16 protein-coding genes and 3 tRNA genes are annotated in these 19,960 nt (G+C 44.6%); all 19 read left to right on the top strand.

Going from position 1 to position 19,960, the window contains the following annotated elements:
* Nucleotides 1-5: 5 nt before the first annotated feature.
* The 19 genes from dnaB (at nucleotide 6) to mgtE (ending at nucleotide 19,957) form a co-directional block, all read left to right on the top strand.
* Nucleotides 6-1,361 (top strand): replicative DNA helicase, encoded by a 1,356-nt coding sequence (dnaB, locus tag BUB66_RS01990; RefSeq protein WP_073253857.1) that lies wholly within the window; start codon nucleotides 6-8, stop codon nucleotides 1,359-1,361.
* 19 nt (nucleotides 1,362-1,380) lie between these two features.
* Nucleotides 1,381-2,088, top strand: a complete 708-nt coding sequence (locus tag BUB66_RS01985) for a Crp/Fnr family transcriptional regulator (protein WP_084098577.1) — start codon at nucleotides 1,381-1,383, stop codon at nucleotides 2,086-2,088.
* Nucleotides 2,089-2,340: 252 nt separating this feature from the next.
* A complete protein-coding gene (locus tag BUB66_RS01980) occupies nucleotides 2,341-3,729 on the top strand; it encodes an NAD(P)/FAD-dependent oxidoreductase (protein ID WP_073253854.1) in 1,389 nt (462 codons plus the stop codon).
* 24 nt (nucleotides 3,730-3,753) lie between these two features.
* A complete protein-coding gene (locus tag BUB66_RS01975) occupies nucleotides 3,754-5,040 on the top strand; it encodes an adenylosuccinate synthase (RefSeq protein ID WP_073253852.1) in 1,287 nt (428 codons plus the stop codon).
* Nucleotides 5,041-5,127: 87 nt separating this feature from the next.
* Nucleotides 5,128-5,203: transfer RNA gene (locus BUB66_RS01970), tRNA-Lys, on the top strand.
* 7 nt (nucleotides 5,204-5,210) lie between these two features.
* Nucleotides 5,211-5,285, top strand: a tRNA-Glu gene (locus BUB66_RS01965).
* Between the two features lie 57 nt (nucleotides 5,286-5,342).
* Nucleotides 5,343-5,418 (top strand) — tRNA-Gly (locus BUB66_RS01960).
* Nucleotides 5,419-5,717: 299 nt separating this feature from the next.
* Entirely contained in the window at nucleotides 5,718-7,235 is a 1,518-nt protein-coding gene (locus BUB66_RS01955; RefSeq protein ID WP_073253849.1) for a M1 family metallopeptidase, read from the top strand.
* Between the two features lie 23 nt (nucleotides 7,236-7,258).
* Entirely contained in the window at nucleotides 7,259-8,128 is an 870-nt protein-coding gene (locus tag BUB66_RS01950; RefSeq protein ID WP_073253846.1) for a DMT family transporter, read from the top strand.
* Nucleotides 8,129-8,254: 126 nt separating this feature from the next.
* Nucleotides 8,255-9,610 carry a M23 family metallopeptidase gene (locus tag BUB66_RS12590; RefSeq protein WP_073253843.1) on the top strand — a complete coding sequence of 452 codons (1,356 nt, stop codon included), beginning with the start codon at nucleotides 8,255-8,257 and terminating at the stop codon, nucleotides 9,608-9,610.
* A 240-nt stretch (nucleotides 9,611-9,850) separates the two neighbouring features.
* Nucleotides 9,851-10,540, top strand: a complete 690-nt coding sequence (yycF, locus tag BUB66_RS01940; RefSeq protein ID WP_073253840.1) for a response regulator YycF — start codon at nucleotides 9,851-9,853, stop codon at nucleotides 10,538-10,540.
* Nucleotides 10,541-10,551: 11 nt separating this feature from the next.
* Nucleotides 10,552-12,321 (top strand): two-component system histidine kinase PnpS, encoded by a 1,770-nt coding sequence (pnpS, locus tag BUB66_RS01935; RefSeq protein WP_073253837.1) that lies wholly within the window; start codon nucleotides 10,552-10,554, stop codon nucleotides 12,319-12,321.
* A gap of 88 nt (nucleotides 12,322-12,409) precedes the next feature.
* Complete coding sequence (locus tag BUB66_RS01930; protein WP_073253834.1) at nucleotides 12,410-12,808, top strand: hypothetical protein; 399 nt, start codon at nucleotides 12,410-12,412, stop codon at nucleotides 12,806-12,808.
* Between the two features lie 14 nt (nucleotides 12,809-12,822).
* The gene (gene yycH, locus BUB66_RS01925; RefSeq protein ID WP_073253832.1) at nucleotides 12,823-14,118 is read left to right on the top strand and encodes a two-component system activity regulator YycH; all 1,296 of its coding nucleotides are present in this window, start codon (nucleotides 12,823-12,825) and stop codon (nucleotides 14,116-14,118) included.
* Nucleotides 14,119-14,134: 16 nt separating this feature from the next.
* Nucleotides 14,135-14,983 carry a two-component system regulatory protein YycI gene (gene yycI, locus BUB66_RS01920; RefSeq protein ID WP_073253829.1) on the top strand — a complete coding sequence of 283 codons (849 nt, stop codon included), beginning with the start codon at nucleotides 14,135-14,137 and terminating at the stop codon, nucleotides 14,981-14,983.
* A 72-nt stretch (nucleotides 14,984-15,055) separates the two neighbouring features.
* Nucleotides 15,056-16,375: a nickel-dependent lactate racemase family protein gene (locus tag BUB66_RS01915; protein ID WP_073253826.1), complete on the top strand. Its 1,320-nt coding sequence runs from the start codon at nucleotides 15,056-15,058 to the stop codon at nucleotides 16,373-16,375.
* Between the two features lie 398 nt (nucleotides 16,376-16,773).
* Nucleotides 16,774-17,925, top strand: a complete 1,152-nt coding sequence (locus tag BUB66_RS01910; protein WP_073253823.1) for a DUF362 domain-containing protein — start codon at nucleotides 16,774-16,776, stop codon at nucleotides 17,923-17,925.
* 41 nt (nucleotides 17,926-17,966) lie between these two features.
* Nucleotides 17,967-18,446, top strand: a complete 480-nt coding sequence (rlmH, locus tag BUB66_RS01905) for a 23S rRNA (pseudouridine(1915)-N(3))-methyltransferase RlmH (RefSeq protein WP_073253820.1) — start codon at nucleotides 17,967-17,969, stop codon at nucleotides 18,444-18,446.
* 161 nt (nucleotides 18,447-18,607) lie between these two features.
* The gene (gene mgtE / locus BUB66_RS01900; protein WP_073253817.1) at nucleotides 18,608-19,957 is read left to right on the top strand and encodes a magnesium transporter; all 1,350 of its coding nucleotides are present in this window, start codon (nucleotides 18,608-18,610) and stop codon (nucleotides 19,955-19,957) included.
* The last annotated feature ends 3 nt before the right edge of the window (nucleotides 19,958-19,960 follow it).

Here is a 19,960-nt window from a genome sequence, read left to right as displayed (position 1 = left end):
TATATATGAGCCTTACAGCGCCTAAAGTTCCTCCGCACAGCGTCGAAGCGGAACAGTCAGTTTTAGGCTCTATGCTCCTTTCAAAAGAGGCCATATACGTGGCGCTAGAGCGCTTGAAAAGCGAGGATTTTTACCTGGAAGCCCATCGAACGATTTTCAATATCATAACGGAATTGCACGAAGGCAGGGAACCGGTGGACTTAATTACGGTAACCGAAACCTTGAGAAACAGAAAGATGTTAGAAAGTGTGGGCGGTGTCACCTATCTTACAACACTCACCGAAGTAGTGCCCACACCGGCCAATATTGCCCAGTACTGCAAGATAGTCGAAGAAAAGGCCCTGCTCCGGCGGCTGTTGGAAGCCACATCAAAAATACTTTCAATGGCCTACGAACCAAGGGAAGATGTAGAAGAGCTTCTGGATGAAGCAGAACGCAGGATTTTTGCCATAGTCCAGAAAAAAAGAGTGGACAACTTCCATCACATAAAAGACGTACTTCTTTCTACCTTCGAGCGCATCGAACAGCTTTATAATTCTAAAGGCGGGATAACTGGTGTGCCCACTGGGTTTCCCGACCTGGATGCCATGACTTCTGGCCTGCAGCCTTCCGACCTTATCTTGGTGGCGGCAAGACCCAGCATGGGTAAAACCGCCTTTGCTTTGAACATAGCACAAAACGCCGCAATAAGGCATAGAATACCTGTTGCGATTTTCAGCCTTGAAATGTCGAAGGAGCAACTGGTACAGAGGATGCTTTGCGCTGAATCCAATGTGGACAGCCATAAGCTCCGCACCGGGAGGCTGGAAGAAGACGACTGGCCCAGACTTGCGAGAGCTATGGGACCTTTGTCTGAAGCCCCTATCTATATTGATGATACGCCGGGCATCACCTGCCTGGAGATTAGGGCAAAAGCGCGCAGGCTTAAAGCGGAAAAAGGTCTGGGGCTGGTGGTTATAGACTATCTTCAATTGATAGCGGGCAGGGGCCAGTCTGAAAATCGGCAGCAGGAAATTTCGGAAATCTCAAGGTCATTAAAAGCCCTGGCAAGAGAATTGAATGTGCCGGTGTTGGCTCTATCCCAGCTTTCAAGGGCGCCGGATGTAAGGTCCGACCACAGACCGGTGCTCAGCGACTTAAGGGAATCGGGCAGCCAGGAGCAGGATTCGGATTTGGTAGCGTTTCTCTACAGGGAAGATTATTACAATCCCAATACGGACAGAAAAAATATAGCCGAGGTCATAATAGCGAAACAGAGGAACGGCCCCACCGGGAAGGTGGAACTGTTATGGCTTTCTCAGTACACCAAGTTCGTTAGCATCGAAAAGTACCGCCAGAGCGAAGAGGCGAGATACGCTTAATTGCGGGGAGGAAAGCGCATTGCCCGAAAAGAAAGATTTCAATCTGGCGCTCGAGGATATTTTAAAGAAAGTTTATATATTTTCCGAGCTTTCCGACGAAGAGCTAGTAAAGGTAAAGAGACTGGTTAATACTAAAAATTACAAAAAAGGCACTGTTATTTTTTTTGAAGGAGATCCTGGTGAAGCGGTGTTTTTTGTAAAATCCGGTAAGGTTAAAGTGTATAAAGGCGATGACGAAGGAAGAGAGTTTATATTGCATATTTTCGATGAGGGGGATGTATTCGCAGAAGCGGTACTACTGGGGGGAGGCACTTATCCCGCAACGGCCGAGGCTGTGGAAGACTCTGTGGTGGGCTTTATAAAAAACGAAGATTTAGAAAGTTTTATTAAAAAAAGTCCCGACCTTGCCATAAAGATCATAAGGATAATGGCTGCAAGGCTGAGAGATTCCCAGGAGAAGATAAAAGACCTTGCTTTGAAGGATACTTACGATCGCACGGCCTGTATGCTTCACAAGATATCCTTGGATTACGGCCAGAGGACATCCCGGGGCATTGAGATTGACCTTCCGGTTACGAGGCAGGAGCTGGCAGCTTTGGTTGGCACTTCTAGAGAAACGGTGACGAGGATTTTAAGTCAGATGAAAAAGAACGGCATTATAGATATAGACAGGCAAAAAATCATAGTGCTGGACGAAAGAAAATTGATGAGATGTAGGAAAGATTAAGCTTGCGCGGCTTTTCGCCGCGCTTTTTAAATTATAATTCGTGCATTTTCAAAAATGCCAAATCGATTGTACGGATATATACGAATATTGATGTATAACAAATTTAAAATTATACGCATAAAAAATTGACATTCACCATGTAATTTGCTATTATTATTTAGGTTATAGCATATTCACATTTTATTGTTGTGAGAATAATGTTTTTTAATGTGCTGCCTTTTTTAATTTTATCTTGTCAGGTGGTGTGGTGAAATGTCAAGACATTACGATGTGATAATAATCGGTGCTGGACCAGCAGGAATATTCACCGCCTTGGAATTGGTGGACAAAGGTGGAGACCTCAATATTTTGATTCTTGAGAAAGGCAAGGACATTGAGGCAAGACTCTGTCCTTCTAAGGAAAAGAAAGTAAAATGCTTGAATTGCGATCCGTGCTCCATAGTGAACGGTTGGGGAGGAGCGGGAGCTTTTAGCGACGGCAAGTTGACCTTGACTACCGAATTTGGCGGGTGGCTCGACGAGTACATTCCGAAAGAGCAGGTGGCAGAGCTCATAGGTTATGTAGACAGGATATTTTTGAGCTTCGGCGCTACTGAAATTGTCCACGGAACCGACCAGGAGAAAGTAAAAAAATTGCAACAAAAGGCAGCGACGGCCGATTTAAGACTGATTCCCGCCAGAATAAAGCACCTAGGGACTGAAAAATGTTGGAACATTTTGAGAGAAATGAGAAAGTACCTGGACTGCAAGGTGGATATAAAGACAATGACGGCTGTCAGGACGATCCTTGTCCGGGATGGAGCAGTTTACGGTGTAGTCACGGAAAGAGGTGATGAATACACGGCTGATTTCGTTGTGGCGGTGCCGGGTAGAGAGGGAGCCGAGTGGTTTGCTAAAGAAGCCCAGCGCCTTGGACTCGATATGGCGATGAACCCCGTCGATATAGGAGTCAGAGTGGAAGTTCCGGCTGTTGTTATGGAGCCTTTGACGGACGTGGTTTACGAGTCGAAATTGGTGTACTATTCCAAGTCATTCGACGATAAAGTAAGGACTTTTTGCATGAATCCTTACGGAGAGGTGGTAATAGAAAACAACAGCGGACTAATCACCGTTAACGGCCACAGCTATGCCGACAAAAAAACCGAAAATACAAATTTTGCGCTGCTTGTCAGCAAGACTTTCACGCATCCTTTTAAAGAACCTATTTCCTACGGAAAGTATATCGCCACATTAGCAAACATGCTGGGGGGTGGGGTGCTGGTTCAGAGATTGGGGGACTTTCTTGCCGGCAGGCGCTCTACCCCTGAGAGAATAAAGCGCGGGCTGGTTGATCCCACGTTGAAGGAAGCCACTCCGGGGGACTTGAGCCTGGTATTTCCTTACAGGCACATGGTGAGTATACTTGAGATGCTGCAGGCGATGGATAAATTGGTGCCGGGAGTCTATTCCCATCATACTCTGCTTTACGGAGTAGAGGTGAAATTTTACTCGGCAAGACCGGCTCTTAGCTCGAGCTTAGAAACCCAGATTAAAAACCTTTTTGCCGCTGGAGACGGAGCAGGGGTCACCAGGGGATTGGCACAGGCCTCGGTTTCCGGAATAATGGTGGCGAGAGAGATTCTAGAGAGGAAATTGAATTGAAGCCCACGATAAAGGAGTGATAAAATGCCAGGACTTGTGGTGGTAGGAGCCCAGTGGGGAGATGAAGGAAAGGGACGCATAATTGATTACTTGGCAAAGAGGGCGGATGTTGTTGTACGCTATCAGGGCGGCAATAACGCAGGACATACGGTGGAAGTTGACAACGTTAGGTACAAACTCCACCTGATTCCTTCTGGGATTCTCCATCCGGGCAAGATATGCATCATAGGTAACGGCATGGTAATTGACCCCATAGCGCTGGTCGAAGAAATTAGATATTTAGAAAGTTATGGAATAGACATCAGACCTCGACTTAAGATAAGCGACCGCGCCCATATAGTGATGCCGTATCACAAGTTGTTAGACGAACTGGAGGAGGAAAGGAAAGGTAAGTACCAGCTTGGCACCACGCGGAGGGGCATAGGGCCGGCTTACGTAGACAAGGCCCAAAGGATTGGAATAAGAATGAGCGACCTCTTGGATGAAAAAATTTTCGAAGAGCGGCTAATCATGAACCTGGAAGAAAAAAATTTTATTTTAGAAAAAATATACAAAGTCAAAGGATTCGAGAAAAGCTCTATCATGGAAAGTTATTTGAAAGCAGCCGAAGAATTGAAAGATATGGTATGCGATACTTCAGCGATTATATACGAAGGCTCCCAAGAGGGCAAAAAAATCCTCTATGAAGGGGCTCAGGGGACCTTCCTGGATCTAGACCTGGGAACATATCCCTATGTAACGTCATCCCACCCGATAGCAGGAGGGGTTTGCATAGGTGCCGGCATAGGACCCACCATGATAGATAAGGTGATAGGTGTGGTAAAGGCGTATACCACCCGGGTGGGGAAAGGCCCATTTCCTTCGGAACTTTTGGATGCTACGGGGGATTATATAAGGGAGAGAGGGTTTGAGTACGGCACGACTACAGGCAGGCCCCGTCGCTGCGGGTGGCTTGACGTGGTGATGCTGAAATACGCCATCCGGGTAAACGGTATTACCCATCTTGCTATTACTAAACTGGATACTCTGGGGGGCCTTGAAAAAGTAAAAATCTGTACAGCCTATGAATATAACGGAAAGCTCATCGAGGATTTCCCCGCCAGTTTGGAGGTTTTGGCCAAATGCAGGCCGGTCTATGAAGAACTCCCGGGATGGGAGGAAAACGTATCGGAAGCGGCCGAATACGATAGACTGCCGGGCAATTTGCGAAGGTATGTGGAGAGGGTAAAAGAACTTGTGGGTGTCGATATATGCTTTGTATCGGTGGGTCCAGGAAGAAACCAGGGTTTTGAGCTGATAGAGGTAATATGATGTCAATTTTTTTAGGGGGTTGACATATTCACCTTTTTATAGTAGTATATATCTTGCTGTTTGCATTAAAAAGCAGCACATTATTGTGAGCCATTAGCTCAGTCGGTAGAGCACCTGACTTTTAATCAGGGTGTCCCGCGTTCGATTCGCGGATGGCTCACCACCTTTGTGGCCCCGTGGTCAAGTGGTTAAGACACCGCTCTTTCAAGGCGGTAACAGGGGTTCGACTCCCCTCGGGGTCACCATTTTTATTTTTATCTTGACTTACATTTTTAGCTTAGCTATAATTATAATTAGAACGAGCGGAAGTAGCTCAGGTGGCAGAGCATCGGCTTCCCAAGCCGAGTGCCGCGGGTTCGAATCCCGTCTTCCGCTCCAGCGTTGGAAAATCTAGCTTTCACGGACTTGCCCTCCCAAAAAGAGTCCGAAGTATCTGGGGAGGGTTTTATTTATGCATAAATTAGTGAAGTTTAAACATCAAAACGGATTAGCCCCGCCTAAGAAGCCCGATACAAAAATAATTGAAAAAGCGCCAATTTCATAATAATATAAAATTAGCTTTTTTAACTTTATGTACACAATTGTGGATAACTTGTGGATTATGTGTACATGACAGAATTGAGGAATATCTAGTAGATATTGTAGTATATATAATAATATCTTACAAAACTGGGGCGATGTATTTGAATAAGAAAAGGTTATCGGTCGTTCTCGTGCTTTTTTTCGTTATGGCCCTTTCGATTACTTATTGCCTGGTTAAAATTAATCTGGAAACTGAATATTTTTACGGCTCGAAGGCTGAAGAGGCGTTAAAAACTGCTCCGAGCTATATTATTGATGCGATATTTTATCCCGAAAAGGAAATGGTACATGCTGTTCAGACCGTAGTATTTCGCAATCGCACCCGCTGTGAACTTTCGGAGATTATTTTTCACGTTTATCCCGAAGCCTTCAAATCTCTAAAGACAGCGCCGTTTCCTATGGAAGAGCTAAAATACGCTTACCCGGAGGGATTTTCGGAAGGGTACATAAATATTTCCAGCGTAACTTGCAAAGAGGAGAAATTGGATTTCAAAAAAGAAGGGACGCTCCTTAAGGTCAATATACCAGAACAGCTAAAACCCGGTGAAGAAATTGAAATAAAAATAGAGTTTCAAGAAAAGGTGCCCTTTTCCCCCGGACGGTTCGGGCACGGCAAAAACACATACAATTTTGGCAACTGGTATCCTGTGCTTTGCGTTTACGATGAAAACGGGTGGAACCTCGACCCTTATTATTCCATAGGGGACCCGTTTTACAGCGATATCGCAAACTTCAAAGTAAGCATAACAGCTCCAAACAGCTTTACAATTGCTGCTACCGGAAGACCGGCAAAAAAGATTACTGAAGGCAACACCACCACCTGGGTCTTTGAAGCCAAACTGGTTAGGGATTTTGCCTGGGTTGCAGGCACTGATCTAAGGGCGATTTCCGGAAAGGTGGGCAGGACGAAAATCAATGTCTTTTACTTTGGCGACAATGAGGATGCGGCAAAGAAAGCGTTGGAATACGGAAAGCAGGCCCTCAGGTTTTTCAATCGATATTTCGGGCCCTATCCTTACGATGAATATTCCATAGTTATGTCCGACTTTTACATAGGAGGCATGGAATATCCGAACTTGGTGCTCATAGACCATAACTTGCTAGACGATGAGGTCCTTCTGGAATACGTGATTGTCCACGAAACCGCCCATCAGTGGTGGTACGGCCTTGTAGGTAACAACCAGGTTAAAGAACCGTGGTTGGACGAGGCGATAACGGAGTACTCCACAGTCCTATATTTTGAAGGGGTTTATGGCAGGGCAAAAGGAAGGGAAGTATACCAGGATTTTATACTTTACCCATACCGGTTTTTTGAATTGGGCAACAGCCCAGGACCGATCCTGAGGCCGGTTTCCCAGTTTAGGAGCTGGGGGGAGTACGACGCTATTGTCTATAAGAAGGGAGCTATTATGCTTAAAGAATTGGAAAGCAGAATCGGTAAAAGTAAAATGAGAAAAGCATTAAGAATATATCTTAGAAAGAATGTCTTTGGCAACGCCACCACCGATGATTTTGCAAATGCCGTAAACTGCGTGATGGGAACGGACTTTAAAGAAGTGATTTACGAAATGCTCAAAAAACCGGGTAGTATAGGAAAAGAAAAAGCTGCTTAGTTTAAAAGAAAGAAGGGACATTTTTGAAAGAAGAAAAAAAAGGACTTGTTCTTTCGGCTTTGGGAACATTGTTTTTCAGTACAAGCCCGATACTCACAAGGTTTGCAAGTGAATTGCCGGTGGCAGAAATCGCATTTTTCAGGATGTTCATTGGCAGCCTCTTTATACTTATTGCGGCAAAAGCCGCAAAAGTTGACCTTTCGGTCAATAAAAGGGAACTTGCAAGATTTCTTTTGTACGGCCTTGTAACTTCGTTTCATTTTTTATTTTATATAGGCTCTGTTCTCTATACTACAATAGCCCATTCTCTTAGTTTGGTTTACACAGCTCCTATCATGATAACAGCGCTGACATCATTTCTGTTGAAAGAAAAAATCCCTAGGTACAAGTACATAGGTATATTTTTGGTGATTTTGGGAATTATTATCCTGACGGGATTTGAAACAAAGCTCACACCCAAAATGGTCATGGGGGACATAATGGCCCTATTATCCGCCCTAGCCCTCGCGATATATTCTGTGATAGGAAGAAGCGAGAGAAAAAACTTCCCGCTTTTGAAATACGTGTTCTGGGTTTATTTCACATGCGCTTTATTCTTGCTGATAGTGGCTTTGCCGTTTTTTAAAATGCCTTCATCCTGGACTAGCTGGGTTGCACTTTTGCTTCTCGGTTTGATGCCGACTACGTTGGGGCACACCTTATACAATGCTGGCATCAGGTACATCCACCCGACGTATGCCAATTTGATATCTACCCAGGAAGTTACCGGCGGGGTGATTTTAGGAGCGTTAATTTTCGGTGAGGTTCCCAGCATATCGGCGATTTCAGGCATTTTTGTCATGTTCCTGGGTTTGAGCATAGTTTTGTTAGAAAAAACCACAAAAAATCAATGAAATTGTAGAAGGAAAAACAAAAAATACGTAGAATAAAATTAGAGTGTGTTACAGTTTTGTTACAAAGAAGTTACAATTTAATAAAATTTTGCATATTGAAAAATTAACCGGGAAAGGAGTGGGGGGATGAATTTACCGGACCTGAAAGGCCTGAAGGGCAAAAGGCTGACGGCAGCGGCCGGTGCCCTAGCAACGGTGGTTTTAATAGCCCTGTTTTTTGCATTGAACGGAAGGGTCTACGCGGTAAGTGTCGAGGGCAGGTTTATTGGCAATGTAAAAAACAAAAAGGTTATTGAAAAGGCAAGGCAAAGGCTCGTTGAAAAATACACGGAAAAATTGGGCCCGGAAATCCGGTTGGCTCAGGAAATTAAGGTGAGTTCAGGGGAACCGGTGAGGGATGGCTTGCTAAATGAGGACGAGCTTCTGAGAAAGCTGGAAGAATCGATTGCTATAGAGGTCAAGGCGGTTTCGGTAATGATAAACGACAAAGAAGTGCTGGCGGTGAAGGACAAAGATACGGCCGAGTCGGTCCTGCAGGCTGTAAAGGAGCATTACATAAACGGGGCGCCGGGAGAACTGGTCCGGGTAGAGGTCCCCGATAGAATCAAGCTGGTAGAAAAATATGTAAATGCCAATGAAGTACTTTCAAAAGATGAAGCAAAGGATTTGATTTTGAAAGGTACACTTGAAATGAAGACCCACACTGTGCGTGAAGGGGAAACCTTGTGGGATATAGCAAAAAAGAACAATATTCCTTTTACAAAACTAGTGGAGGCCAATTCCCAGTTAAAGTCGGTGGATAAGCTTTCGCCGGGAGATGTAATATATCTTCAGGAGATAAAACCGCTGCTTAACGTGACTGTTGTAAAGAGAGTCACAAAGCAGGAAGCTATACCTTACGAAACGAAAATAGTAAAGGACAATTCGCTTTTAGAGGGAAAAAGGATTGTAAAGCAGGAAGGTAAAGAAGGGCTAAAGCAGGTTTTGGCAGAGGTTGTGTATAAAAACGGCTTAAGAATGTCTGAGAAGACTTTAGAGGAAAAGGTAACGAAGGAACCCGTTGCCAGGATAGTAGCCCAGGGGACGAAAGCGGTCGTTACATACCGCGGGAGCGGAAGGTTCTACTGGCCGGTAAGCGGAAGGATTACGTCGCATTTCGGGAACCGGGGAGGCGAATTCCATACGGGGGTTGATATAGCCAATGCTGTAGGCACTCCTGTGAGGGCTGCAAATTCTGGGGTTGTGACTTTTGCAGGAAGAAATGGCGGATACGGAAGGCTTGTTATAATAAGCCACGGAGGAGGATTTGAGACTTATTACGCCCATTTGAACAGCATAAATGTCTCGGTAGGAGAGCAAGTATCTAAGGGGCAGGTCATAGGCAGTGTGGGAACGTCGGGGAGGACTACAGGTCCGCATCTTCACTTTGAGGTAAGGGTCAACGGCACTCCCAAAAATCCGCTGCTCTATCTGGGAAACTAAGGTAAAAAGCTGCGAAAACGCAGCTTTTTTTTGTCTACATGTTATGTTAAAAATGCTCCTGTAAAGTTGCTTTGTATCAAATTCGCCGGTGCACAAAGGCAGTGGCGACGATTTGCCATATTATGCCACCACACAATTTTTTTGTATAATAAAAGTGGACAAAATTCTGTGATGGATATTTGAAGGAAAACGCCGCGATATATCGAATATTAAGAATTAGATAAAGAAGAGGTGAGTTTTATGGGGCAGAAAATTTTGGTAGTAGATGATGAAAAGCCTATAGTAGATATTTTAAAATATAACCTCGTAAAAGAAGGATATGAAGTGCTTGCCGCTTATGACGGAGAAGAGGCCATAGAAGTTGCCATCTCGCAAAATCCGGACCTGGTATTGCTCGACATAATGCTGCCGAGACAGGACGGATTTTCCGTTTGCAAAAAGCTAAGGGAAAAGCTCGTATGTCCGATAATAATGCTGACTGCGAAAGGCGAAGAAGTGGACAAAGTGCTGGGATTGGAACTGGGAGCCGATGATTATGTTACAAAGCCGTTCAGCATGAGAGAACTAATGGCCAGGATAAAGGCGAACTTGCGCAGGCTTACGCTTTCGAATCCCGTTGAAGGACAAAAGATAATAAAAGTAAAGGACTTGGAGATAGATTTATCGAGCTTTCAGGTGAGGAAAAACGGCAAGTTGTTAGAACTCACACTAAGAGAATTTGAGCTTTTAAAATTTCTGGCAGCCCAGGCAGGTCAGGTTTTTTCGAGGGAAAAGCTACTTGAAGAAGTTTGGGGTTATGAATATTATGGCGATATCCGCACTGTGGACGTAACAGTGAGAAGGCTCAGAGAAAAAATAGAGGATGACCCGTCGAATCCAACTTACATATTGACCAAGCGGGGAGTAGGTTACTACTTTCCCAAAAACTAGGGTGATTTTAATTGTTTAAGAGCATACAGGCAAAGCTGGTAACTATTTACATACTCCTTATCCTTCTTGCCATGGAAGTGGTGGGCTTTTACTTGATGCAGTCTCTTGAAAGATATCACGACAGAAAGCTCACCGAAAGCCTAATAGTAAATGCCCAGCTTATATCGGATTTTTTGCTGGTAAGGTATTTGCCGCCGGAAAGAAAATTATCAGTTAATGATTCCACAATCCAAGAGTACATAAAACAAGTGGCTCCTAGCAGTATAAAATATATAGCGGTGATGGATGAAAAAGGGACGGTAGTTGCTTCGACGGATGAAACAAGGTTTAGCAGGGGCACCAGGATATTGTCGCCGGAAGTTATGCAGGCCACTTTCGGCAAGCAGGCTGAGGACATAAGGCAAGACCCAAATACTAAAAAGAGATATAAGTACTTAGCATACCCGATAAAAAACGACGGTGCTGTGGTAGGGATACTTTACCTGGTGGCTTCTTTGGAGGATATATACGAGACACTGAACAATATAAGGTTAATCCTGCTCACGGCGACATTACTTGCGCTTTTGATAACGGGATTTTTGGGTTATGCTTTGTCAAATACCATAACGGGGCCCATTCGTGAAGTTACGAAACGGGCGGCACTTCTGGCTGAAGGAAACTTTGACCAGAAGATAGAGGTGAAATCTGACGACGAAATAGGAAAGCTTACTGACATGTTTAATTTCCTGACTAGTCGACTTAAGGCGACTCTTGAAGAAATCTCAGAGGAAAAGGAAAAAATGGAAGCCATACTTACAAACATGGCAGATGGGGTTATAGCTTTAAACGGAAGAGGAGAGGTTATCCACATAAATCCGGCAGCGATGCGTATGCTGGGCCTTGAAGGAGAACGGCTAGAAGGAGCTTTAGAAGATAAATTAAAAGATATTTTAAAAATCAACCCGGAGGATTACCAAAAAGCAACGAGAGCACCTCTGGAAGTTTTAGTAAAGGTAAAAGATGGTGCGCTGAAGGCCATCTTTGCACCATTGACAGGAGAAACAAGAGAAACAGGTTATATATTGCTATTGCAGGATGTCACAAAGCAACAGCGTTTGGAAGAAATGAGAAAGGAATTCGTCGCTAACGTTTCCCACGAACTTAGAACTCCCCTTACAACGATAAAAAGTTATGCGGAAACTCTGCTTGACGGGGCAATGGACGACACTTCTGTAGCCCGCCAGTTCATAAGCGTCATAAATGACGAAGCGGACAGAATGACAAGGCTAGTCAATGACCTTTTGGAACTTTCCAGATTGGACAATAAGGAGATTAAGTGGAATAAAAGGCCTGTTAGAATTGACTTGCTCCTTCGCGATGTAATATCAAAAATGATGATGAATGCTATGAAAAAAAAGCTTTCCATGAAGCATGAGATTGAGGAAGGTCTCGAGGCATTTGCTGACAGGGATAAAATAGAGCAGGTTTTTCAAAATATACTTTCTAACGCGATAAAGTATACTCCCGAGGGAGGCGAGATTTTTGTAAAAGCCGGAAATGCCGGCAATCAAATTTACATCTCCGTTAAAGATACGGGGATTGGAATTCCGAAGGAAGACCTCCCGAGGATTTTCGAGCGTTTTTACCGGGTTGATAAGACCAGAAGCCGCGAACTTGGCGGAACGGGGCTTGGACTTTCTATAGCCCGCGAAATAGTGCTCGCCCACGATGGCGAGATAAACATTATCAGCGAACAGGGGAAAGGCACGGAGGTTATAATAAGGCTCCCGACGCTTGTGTAAATCAAACGTAACGTGGATGTAATACTTCTGTAATATTTTTGGGTTAAACTGTAAAGAGAGGTATTTTATAAAAAAGGAGCAAACTATTATGAAAAGGCTCATCGGGATAGCGATATTGTCCCTTTTTATAGTTTTCTTGCTTTTCTTCATAGCCGACGCTAAGGAAGCATTTGTGCTGAACCGTCCCAAGGAAGACTTTGTGACAACCCAAAGCTATGTAGTTGTTTCCGGAGAGACAGTCGCTGATACTTCTGTTGCGGTTTTTGTTAACGGGGAAAAGAAGGAGATCCTTAAGGTGGGTGCTTCGGGGCTCTTCGTGACCCAAGCTGACGTTGAGCTTGGGAAAAACGTAATAAGTGTAAAAGCAGTATTTCCCTCTGGGGAAGAGGAGGTCGTTTCTCGAAACGTTTACAGGCTTGACAATGATACGAATTTAAAAAGTTTGAGCTCCATACTCCAGGCGTTAAAACTTCTCATACTGCAATAAAAGGCGGTGCAGCCGTGAAGAATAGGGATTTCCTTCTCGGTTTGTTTCTCGCTTTGCTGGTAGGCACCAGCCTTTTTCTGTCAAGTATAACATGGTGGCGATTTTACGGTGAATACGATGATATTAAGGCTGAAAACTCAACTTTGAGCGTTGTAGACCTGGCCGATGTAATCACTCCTGATAGGATTGTGCTGCATTTCGGACAGGATATGCATAGTATCCTTTATCCAAAAGCACCTTTTTACGCGGAAAGCTGGGACTTTGTAAGGATGCTAGTCCAGGGTAAGGAGCTTATCGAGGTTAAAAACGCAAAGTTTGACGACGAAAATTTAAGGCAAAAAGTGGGGATGGAATTAAACTTCCCCGTGCCTTTGCCCGTTGATTTTTTGACAAAGATTTTCAATATGAACACAGCTCAGCAGGCCATCCCTCAGGGAAGATTGGTGAATTCTATAATGGTAGTTGAGGATGATGGCCTTTCCGTGTTTTTTGTGGGAGAAAGCGGCGAATTTTACAGTTTAAAATCCAGAGAAAGCAGTTTTGAATTTAAGAGGTTATTAGATAGGGCGCGAACGGAAGACCTGCCCGTCTATACGTACCTTCCGCCAGCCAAAATAAATGTCAAATTGGAGGAAGGCTTATACGTGCCAGTGTCGCCGGGACAAAATGAACTGCCGGTGCTTTCAATGAGGCACGAAAAAATCCCCTCCCAGAGCACTATAGCTCAGTTTTTCCCTGATTTTTCTGCAACCCGCAAAATTGAAGAAAAAGACGGCGCAGTGGTTTATACTGATGGAAACCGGGGGCTTCGCATATACCCTTCTGGTGCCCTTGAGTACAGCAGGCCGCTAACAGGAGGGCTCAAAGCGGGCTCCGATTTTTACGAAGCCTTAAAAATTGCTGCTAATTTCATCAACACCCACGGGGGTTGGCCCCAAGATGTATATCTTTCGGGCTACAAGGTTGTACAAAATCAAAGGACAACGTATACTTTTAATTTCAACATAAGAATAAGAGGTTTGCCGCTCTTGAGCAATAGTGAATATCTTACCGTTACTGTTGAGGAGAATCAGGTTTCCAGGTTTTTTAGAAACATTGTAAAGGAAAACAAGGTGCTTTACGAAGTTCAGCCCATATCTCCTATACAGGCCCTGGACGCTGCAATTGCTGCTTTCAATTTAAAGGAAGTAACATCGCTTAAACTATCTTACCTCGTTTTTGATTATGAAATAATTCCGGTTTGGACCATTGAAACCCAGTACGGCAGAATTTTTATAAATGCTAAAAACGGTATGGCTGTCAATTTTTAGCCGAAGAGGGAGAAAGATGGATTGGAGAAAGGCCATTGGGATTCTTGCCATTTCTTTTTTTGTACTAAACATCGTTTTAATAATAAATCTTTTTATGAATACCCTTCCGGAGCAGTGCCTATATTTAGGGGAAGATAAAGACCAAGCTATAAGAAGTTATCTGGAAAGCAGAGGGATAAAACTTACGATCCAATTGCCGGCCAGAGGGGTTCCTTTGCCTTTTCTAGAAGTGGGCAGAGAATCGTTAAAAACGGAAGAAATCTTAAAAATCTTCTTACCAGAAAAAATAGAAAAGGTCGAGGATATAGAGGACGGGAAAAAATACATTTCAGGAGGTAGGCGGCTGATATTTACGGAAAGTGGCTCAGTCATCTTCGAAAACGATGAAAAAGCGGAAAATATAAGCAATCTCGATGAAACTAAGGCAGTGGAGATAGCGGAAAGATTCATAAAAGTACACGGAGGTCTGCCCGAAGATGCTAGCTTAAACTATGTAAAGTACAACCCTGAAATTAATGGCTATGAAGTGGAATACATAGGCAATTATAAGGGATTCTTTATAGCCAATAGGTACATAAGACTTTCAATAACTCCTCACGGCGTCGTTAAATTTCAGAGAAGTTTTTTAAAACCCGTTGCTTTTAAAGGGAAAAGACGGCAGGTTATACCTCCCTTGACAGCTGTTTTGAAGGTGGATGCTGAAAGAAAAAACAAAACTCCGATGATAGTGAAAAAAGTTGAACAAGGTTTTTACTCGCAATTTTACAATGCAGAGCGCTGGTCGGCGGCACCAGTTTGGAAGGTAGAACTAAATAACGGCGAAGTTTATTATGTCAATGCCTATACGGGTGAATTAGAAAGATAATCGTTTTTGCATTGGCAAAATCCAGAAAATGAAGTAGAATATAATAAAACCGTTCTGAAGGAGCAGGTGTTTATGAAAGTGGCAACTATTGAATTAAAATACGGCCGCAGAACGATGAAACTTGAAATCCCCAAAGATAACTTGATATCCGTTTTAATAGCGGGGAATATCCCGGCAGCACCAGATGAAAGACAGGCTGTAATAGAGGCCTTAAGATCCCCCATTGGCTCTTTGCCGCTTTGCGAAATTGTAAAAGAGGGCGACAAAGTAACAATTATTGCCAGCGACATAACGAGAAACGTTCGAAATCAGGTGGTAATCCCCGCGCTAATAGATGAGTTGAGGGAGGCGCACATACCATACGAGGATATAACCATTGTGGTGGCGACGGGGACACATCGCGGGCATACTTTTCAAGAGCTGGAATATCTTTTTGGTTCCGAAGTAACGAGGCGCGTCCGCATCGTAGATCACGACAGCAGGAACAAGAACGGCCTCGTGTATGTAGGGACCACTTCCAGGGGGACGCCGGTATGGATAAACCGCTTAGTGGCCGAGGCCGACAAGGTGATAATCACGGGCGGTATTGTGTATCATTCGATGGCCGGGTTTGGCGGTGGAAGGAAGGCTATTTGTCCGGGTGTTTCAGGGTTCGATACTATTCAGCACAACCACAAGCTTATGTTGAATCCTCCAGAAGAAGGCGGAGGCTTGAAAGAAACCGTTGGGTGCGGAAAGTTAAGGAACAATCCCATGGCGGAGGACATGGATGAAATAGCCGCCATGGTGAATCCCTCCTTTATGGTGAACGTGATTTTGAATGACGAAGGGAAGATTGCGAAGGTTGTGGCGGGGGATTACCGGAAGGCCTTCGAAGAGGGCTGCCGGATTGTTGAAAAGTTCTTCAGCTTAAAAGTTGGAGAAAAAGCCGACGCCCTTTTTATTTCGTGCGGCGGATTCCCCAAGGACATCGACCTTTATCAGGCCACCAAGGCCGTGGAAAACAGTATTGGGGTGCTGAAAGAAGGCGGAGTGGTGGTGCTCTTTGCCGAATGTCCGGAGGGAGTAGGCCACAACGATTTTTATAGAATAATATACGAATTCAAGACCCGCAGGGAGAGGGAAGAGGAGCTCTGGAGGGAATTCACCATTGCAAAAGCCGTTGGCTATATGCTCACACTGTCGTGTGAGAAGCATCGGGTGATTTTGGTGTCGAATTTCGCTCCTGAAGAGGTTTTGGAAATGGGGATGATACCGGCGGAAGATGCCGGGCATGCCCTAGGAAAAGTAAGGGAAATTCTGGGTAACGAGTTCAAGTCTTATTTGGTGCCGGAAGCCTCTTCAAGCGTGCTTTTCCTGTCGGATGACGGCGAATTATTTCCCGGGAAATAATGTTTTGTAGATGATCCGCAAAGGGGATCAGTTGTTTTTCGATATTTACAGAACTATAGCGCGGGAAGCGTTGCCCTAGACGAAATATCGAGGTTGCTGTGCGGCCGTCTGTCAAAGGCCGAGAAGTATACGGCCGGGCGAGTTGCGGAGATAATAAAAGAAGGGCGTCGGTAAAAATACTTCGAACTTATTAAGAAAACGAGAGGGAAAACAGCGAATATCTTTTCTATTATGCCGACGGAAAATCAACTTTATACGAAATAGCTCAGAAAATCTACTGGGAGTCGAGCGAGGAATCCCTGGAGTTTCTGTTAAAATGTGCCAACATCCTGGAAAAACTCGAGCTTATCAAACTACTCCTTAAAACGGGCAATAATTGATAAGGAAGGAGGAAACTCGTGAAAAGTAAAATATTTTTTGCTGATGCAAGGGTAAAAAGCTACGACTACAAGTACAGCCTAGTTGCCAAATTTGAGCAGATTTTAAAGATGGTCGATTTCGGCTCTTTTATAGAAAAAGGCGATTATGTGGCGATAAAGACCCATTTCGGTTCTTACGGCGCCCATCGCATCGTAAGGCCCATTTTTTTGAGAAAAGTGGTGGAAAGGGTTAAAGAAGCGGGAGGCATGCCCTTTGTTACCGACACGGTGAGGATACCGGGGCTGGAATACCTGGAAGTTGCCAACATGGAAGGCATCAACCATCTCTCGGTGGGAGCGCCCGTGGTTTTGGCAGATGGAGTTTTCGGACGGGACCAAATAAAGGTCAAAGCAGGCCCCATCCTGGGAGAGATAGGAGTAGCGTCGGCCATTTATTATGCCTCGGCCATGATAGTCGTATCCCACTGCAAGGGCCATATAGGCTCCGGCTTCGGGGGAGCTATCAAAAACCTCGCCATGGGATGCATAAGCTGCAAGGACCACCACGGCAAGGCAGAAAGGGGCAGGATACACTTTTACGAAGGAAAGCACCTTGAATGGGTTGAAGTCCGGTGCACCCGCTGCGGTCAGTGTGTCCGCGTATGCCCGCACCAGGCTTTACAGCTCGTCGACGACAGCATAGTCATAGACAGGAGCATCTGCGTGAAATGCGGAAGGTGCGCGCGGGTGTGTCCTTCGGAGGCCATGGTGGTGCCCATCGACGAAGTGACTTTCCAAAAAGGCCTTGCCGAGTCGGCGTATGCGGTCGTTTCCACCTTCGAAAAGGGAAGGATCCTTTATATAAACTTCATAACCGAGGTGCAGCCCGAATGCGACTGCATGCCAATGGCGGACACTCCCCTGGTACAGGACCAGGGCGTACTGGTCTCCCACGACATAGTGGCGATAGACCAGGCGTCGCTGGACTTAATAAACGGTGCCGAGCCCCTTCCTGGATCAAAAGCGGCGGATAAAAATGTAAAGAAGGGAGAAAACATTCTGAAGGCCGTAACCGGCAAGGACGCCCAGCTTCATATCGACGCAGCTTACGAGCTTGGAATGGGAAATAAGGAATACGAACTAATAGAGGTTTCTGAAAAGGATATTCCGGAAGATGAGAAAACACAATAAACTCATTAAAGCGCCGAAATTGTAGAGGAAGACAATAGGCTATGAATATCACCATACTGGCAGTGGGGAAAATTAAGGAAGGCTATTTAAGGGAAGGTATAAAGGAATACGAAAAACGACTAAAACCATACTGCACCCTGCGGATTATAGAGGTGGAAGAAGAAAGGTCTCAGGATGAACCGGGACCTGCCGAGAAGGAAAAGGTGCTGAAAAGAGAAGGAGAGCGGATTTTAGGCAAAGTCCCCCGGCAAGGTTTTAAAATCGCCCTTTGCATCGAGGGGGAGAGATTTTCATCGGAAGGGATGGCCTCGAAAATTGAAGAACTTGCCCTTAGGGGCATTTCCGACATTACCTTTATAATTGGCGGTTCTCTGGGTCTTTCCGATGAGGTAAAGAAGGTTTGCGACATAAAGCTTTCTTTTTCTGACTTTACGCTGCCTCATCAGCTTATGCGCCTTTTGCTTTTGGAGCAAATTTACCGGTGGTTTAAAATAATCCGGGGCGAGCCTTATCACAAGTAGCCGCTGAAAAACATTAATCGTAAGGGGGTGGTGCTGGTGGATCCCTTGCCTCGATTATGCTTCTTGCTTTTTACAACTGTAAACGGCGAAAACAAAACCGGGGGTAGTCCGCCGGCGCCCCTCCTTGCCGGTGCTGCCCCCGAACTTTAGGGGGTGCTATTGTGGACATTGAAAAAACAAAAGAATATTTTAGACAAATGTTGAGAAGAAAGGACTTCATGGCATTAAAAGAAGAAATGTCAAAGCTTGCAGTACAGGATGTGGCCGAAATTTTAAACCAAATGGATGAAAAGGAAAGTCTTCTTGCCTTTAGATTGCTACCTAAAGATAAAGCGGCCGAAGTATTTTCATATCTATCTGACAAGATAAGAACTGCCTTTTCCCAAATGATAGAAGAAGATGAATTGAAAAGCCTGGTAGAAGATCTATTTTTTGATGACAAAATAGATTTTCTGGAAGAAATGCCCGCCAACGTTGTAAAAAAAATACTTCAGCGAACGCCGGAAAGCGAGCGAAGGCTTATAAACCAGTTTTTACAATATCCTGAACATTCTGCCGGCAGCATAATGACAATAGAATTCGTAGACCTGAAGACCGATATGACTGTGGAACAAGCTCTTTGCCATATACGCTATACAGCGCCAAAAAAGGAAACCATTTACACTTGTTACGTTATCGACCAACAAAGACACCTTTTGGGAGCAATTTCCTTAAAAGATCTAGTATTAGCTGATCCGAGTAGTAAAATCGAAGATCTGATGGACAAAAATATAATCACGGTTAGAACCGATGATGATCAGGAATATGTGGCATCCCTTTTTAAAAAGTACGACCTTTTGAGCATGCCCGTCGTTGATCGGGAAAACCGACTGGTGGGCATAATCACGATAGATGACGTAGTGGATGTTTTGGAGGAAGAAAATACCGAAGATATTCAGAAGATGGGAGGAATAAGCCCCAGTGAGGAATCATACTTAAGCCAAAGTCCCATCACTATGGCTAAAAATCGTCTACTCTGGCTGATAGCGCTTATGGTCTCGGCCACCTTTACTGGCCGCATAATACAAAAATACGAGGACCTTCTTCAAACCATGGTAATACTGGCGGCCTTTATCCCCATGCTGATGGATACGGGGGGAAATGCCGGCTCCCAATCCTCCACCATGGTTATTCGCGGTTTGGCATTGGGGGAAATACGAACCCGAGATGCTTTTAAAGTGGTGGCAAAGGAGTTTATGGTAAGTATTATTGCAGGGATTTCCCTTGCAGGGCTGAATTTCATCCGGCTTATCGCCATCGAGAAGGTAAGCACTTCAATAGCCTTGGTGGTAAGTATTACATTGATAGCAGTAGTAGTAATGGCTAAAGTGGTCGGCGGATTACTGCCTCTTCTGGCCAAAATTGTAAAAATCGATCCAGCGATAATGGCAAGTCCCTTAATTACCACCATAGTAGATGCAATGGCACTGGTGGCCTACTTCAACATAGCCAAATTATTTCTTAAAATATAAAGA

The organism is Caldanaerovirga acetigignens, from assembly GCF_900142995.1.
Lineage (GTDB): Bacteria > Bacillota > Thermosediminibacteria > Thermosediminibacterales > Thermosediminibacteraceae > Fervidicola > Fervidicola acetigignens.
The sequence above is the reverse complement of the archived record's forward strand: the minus strand, read 5'-3'. Positions and strand labels throughout refer to the sequence as shown.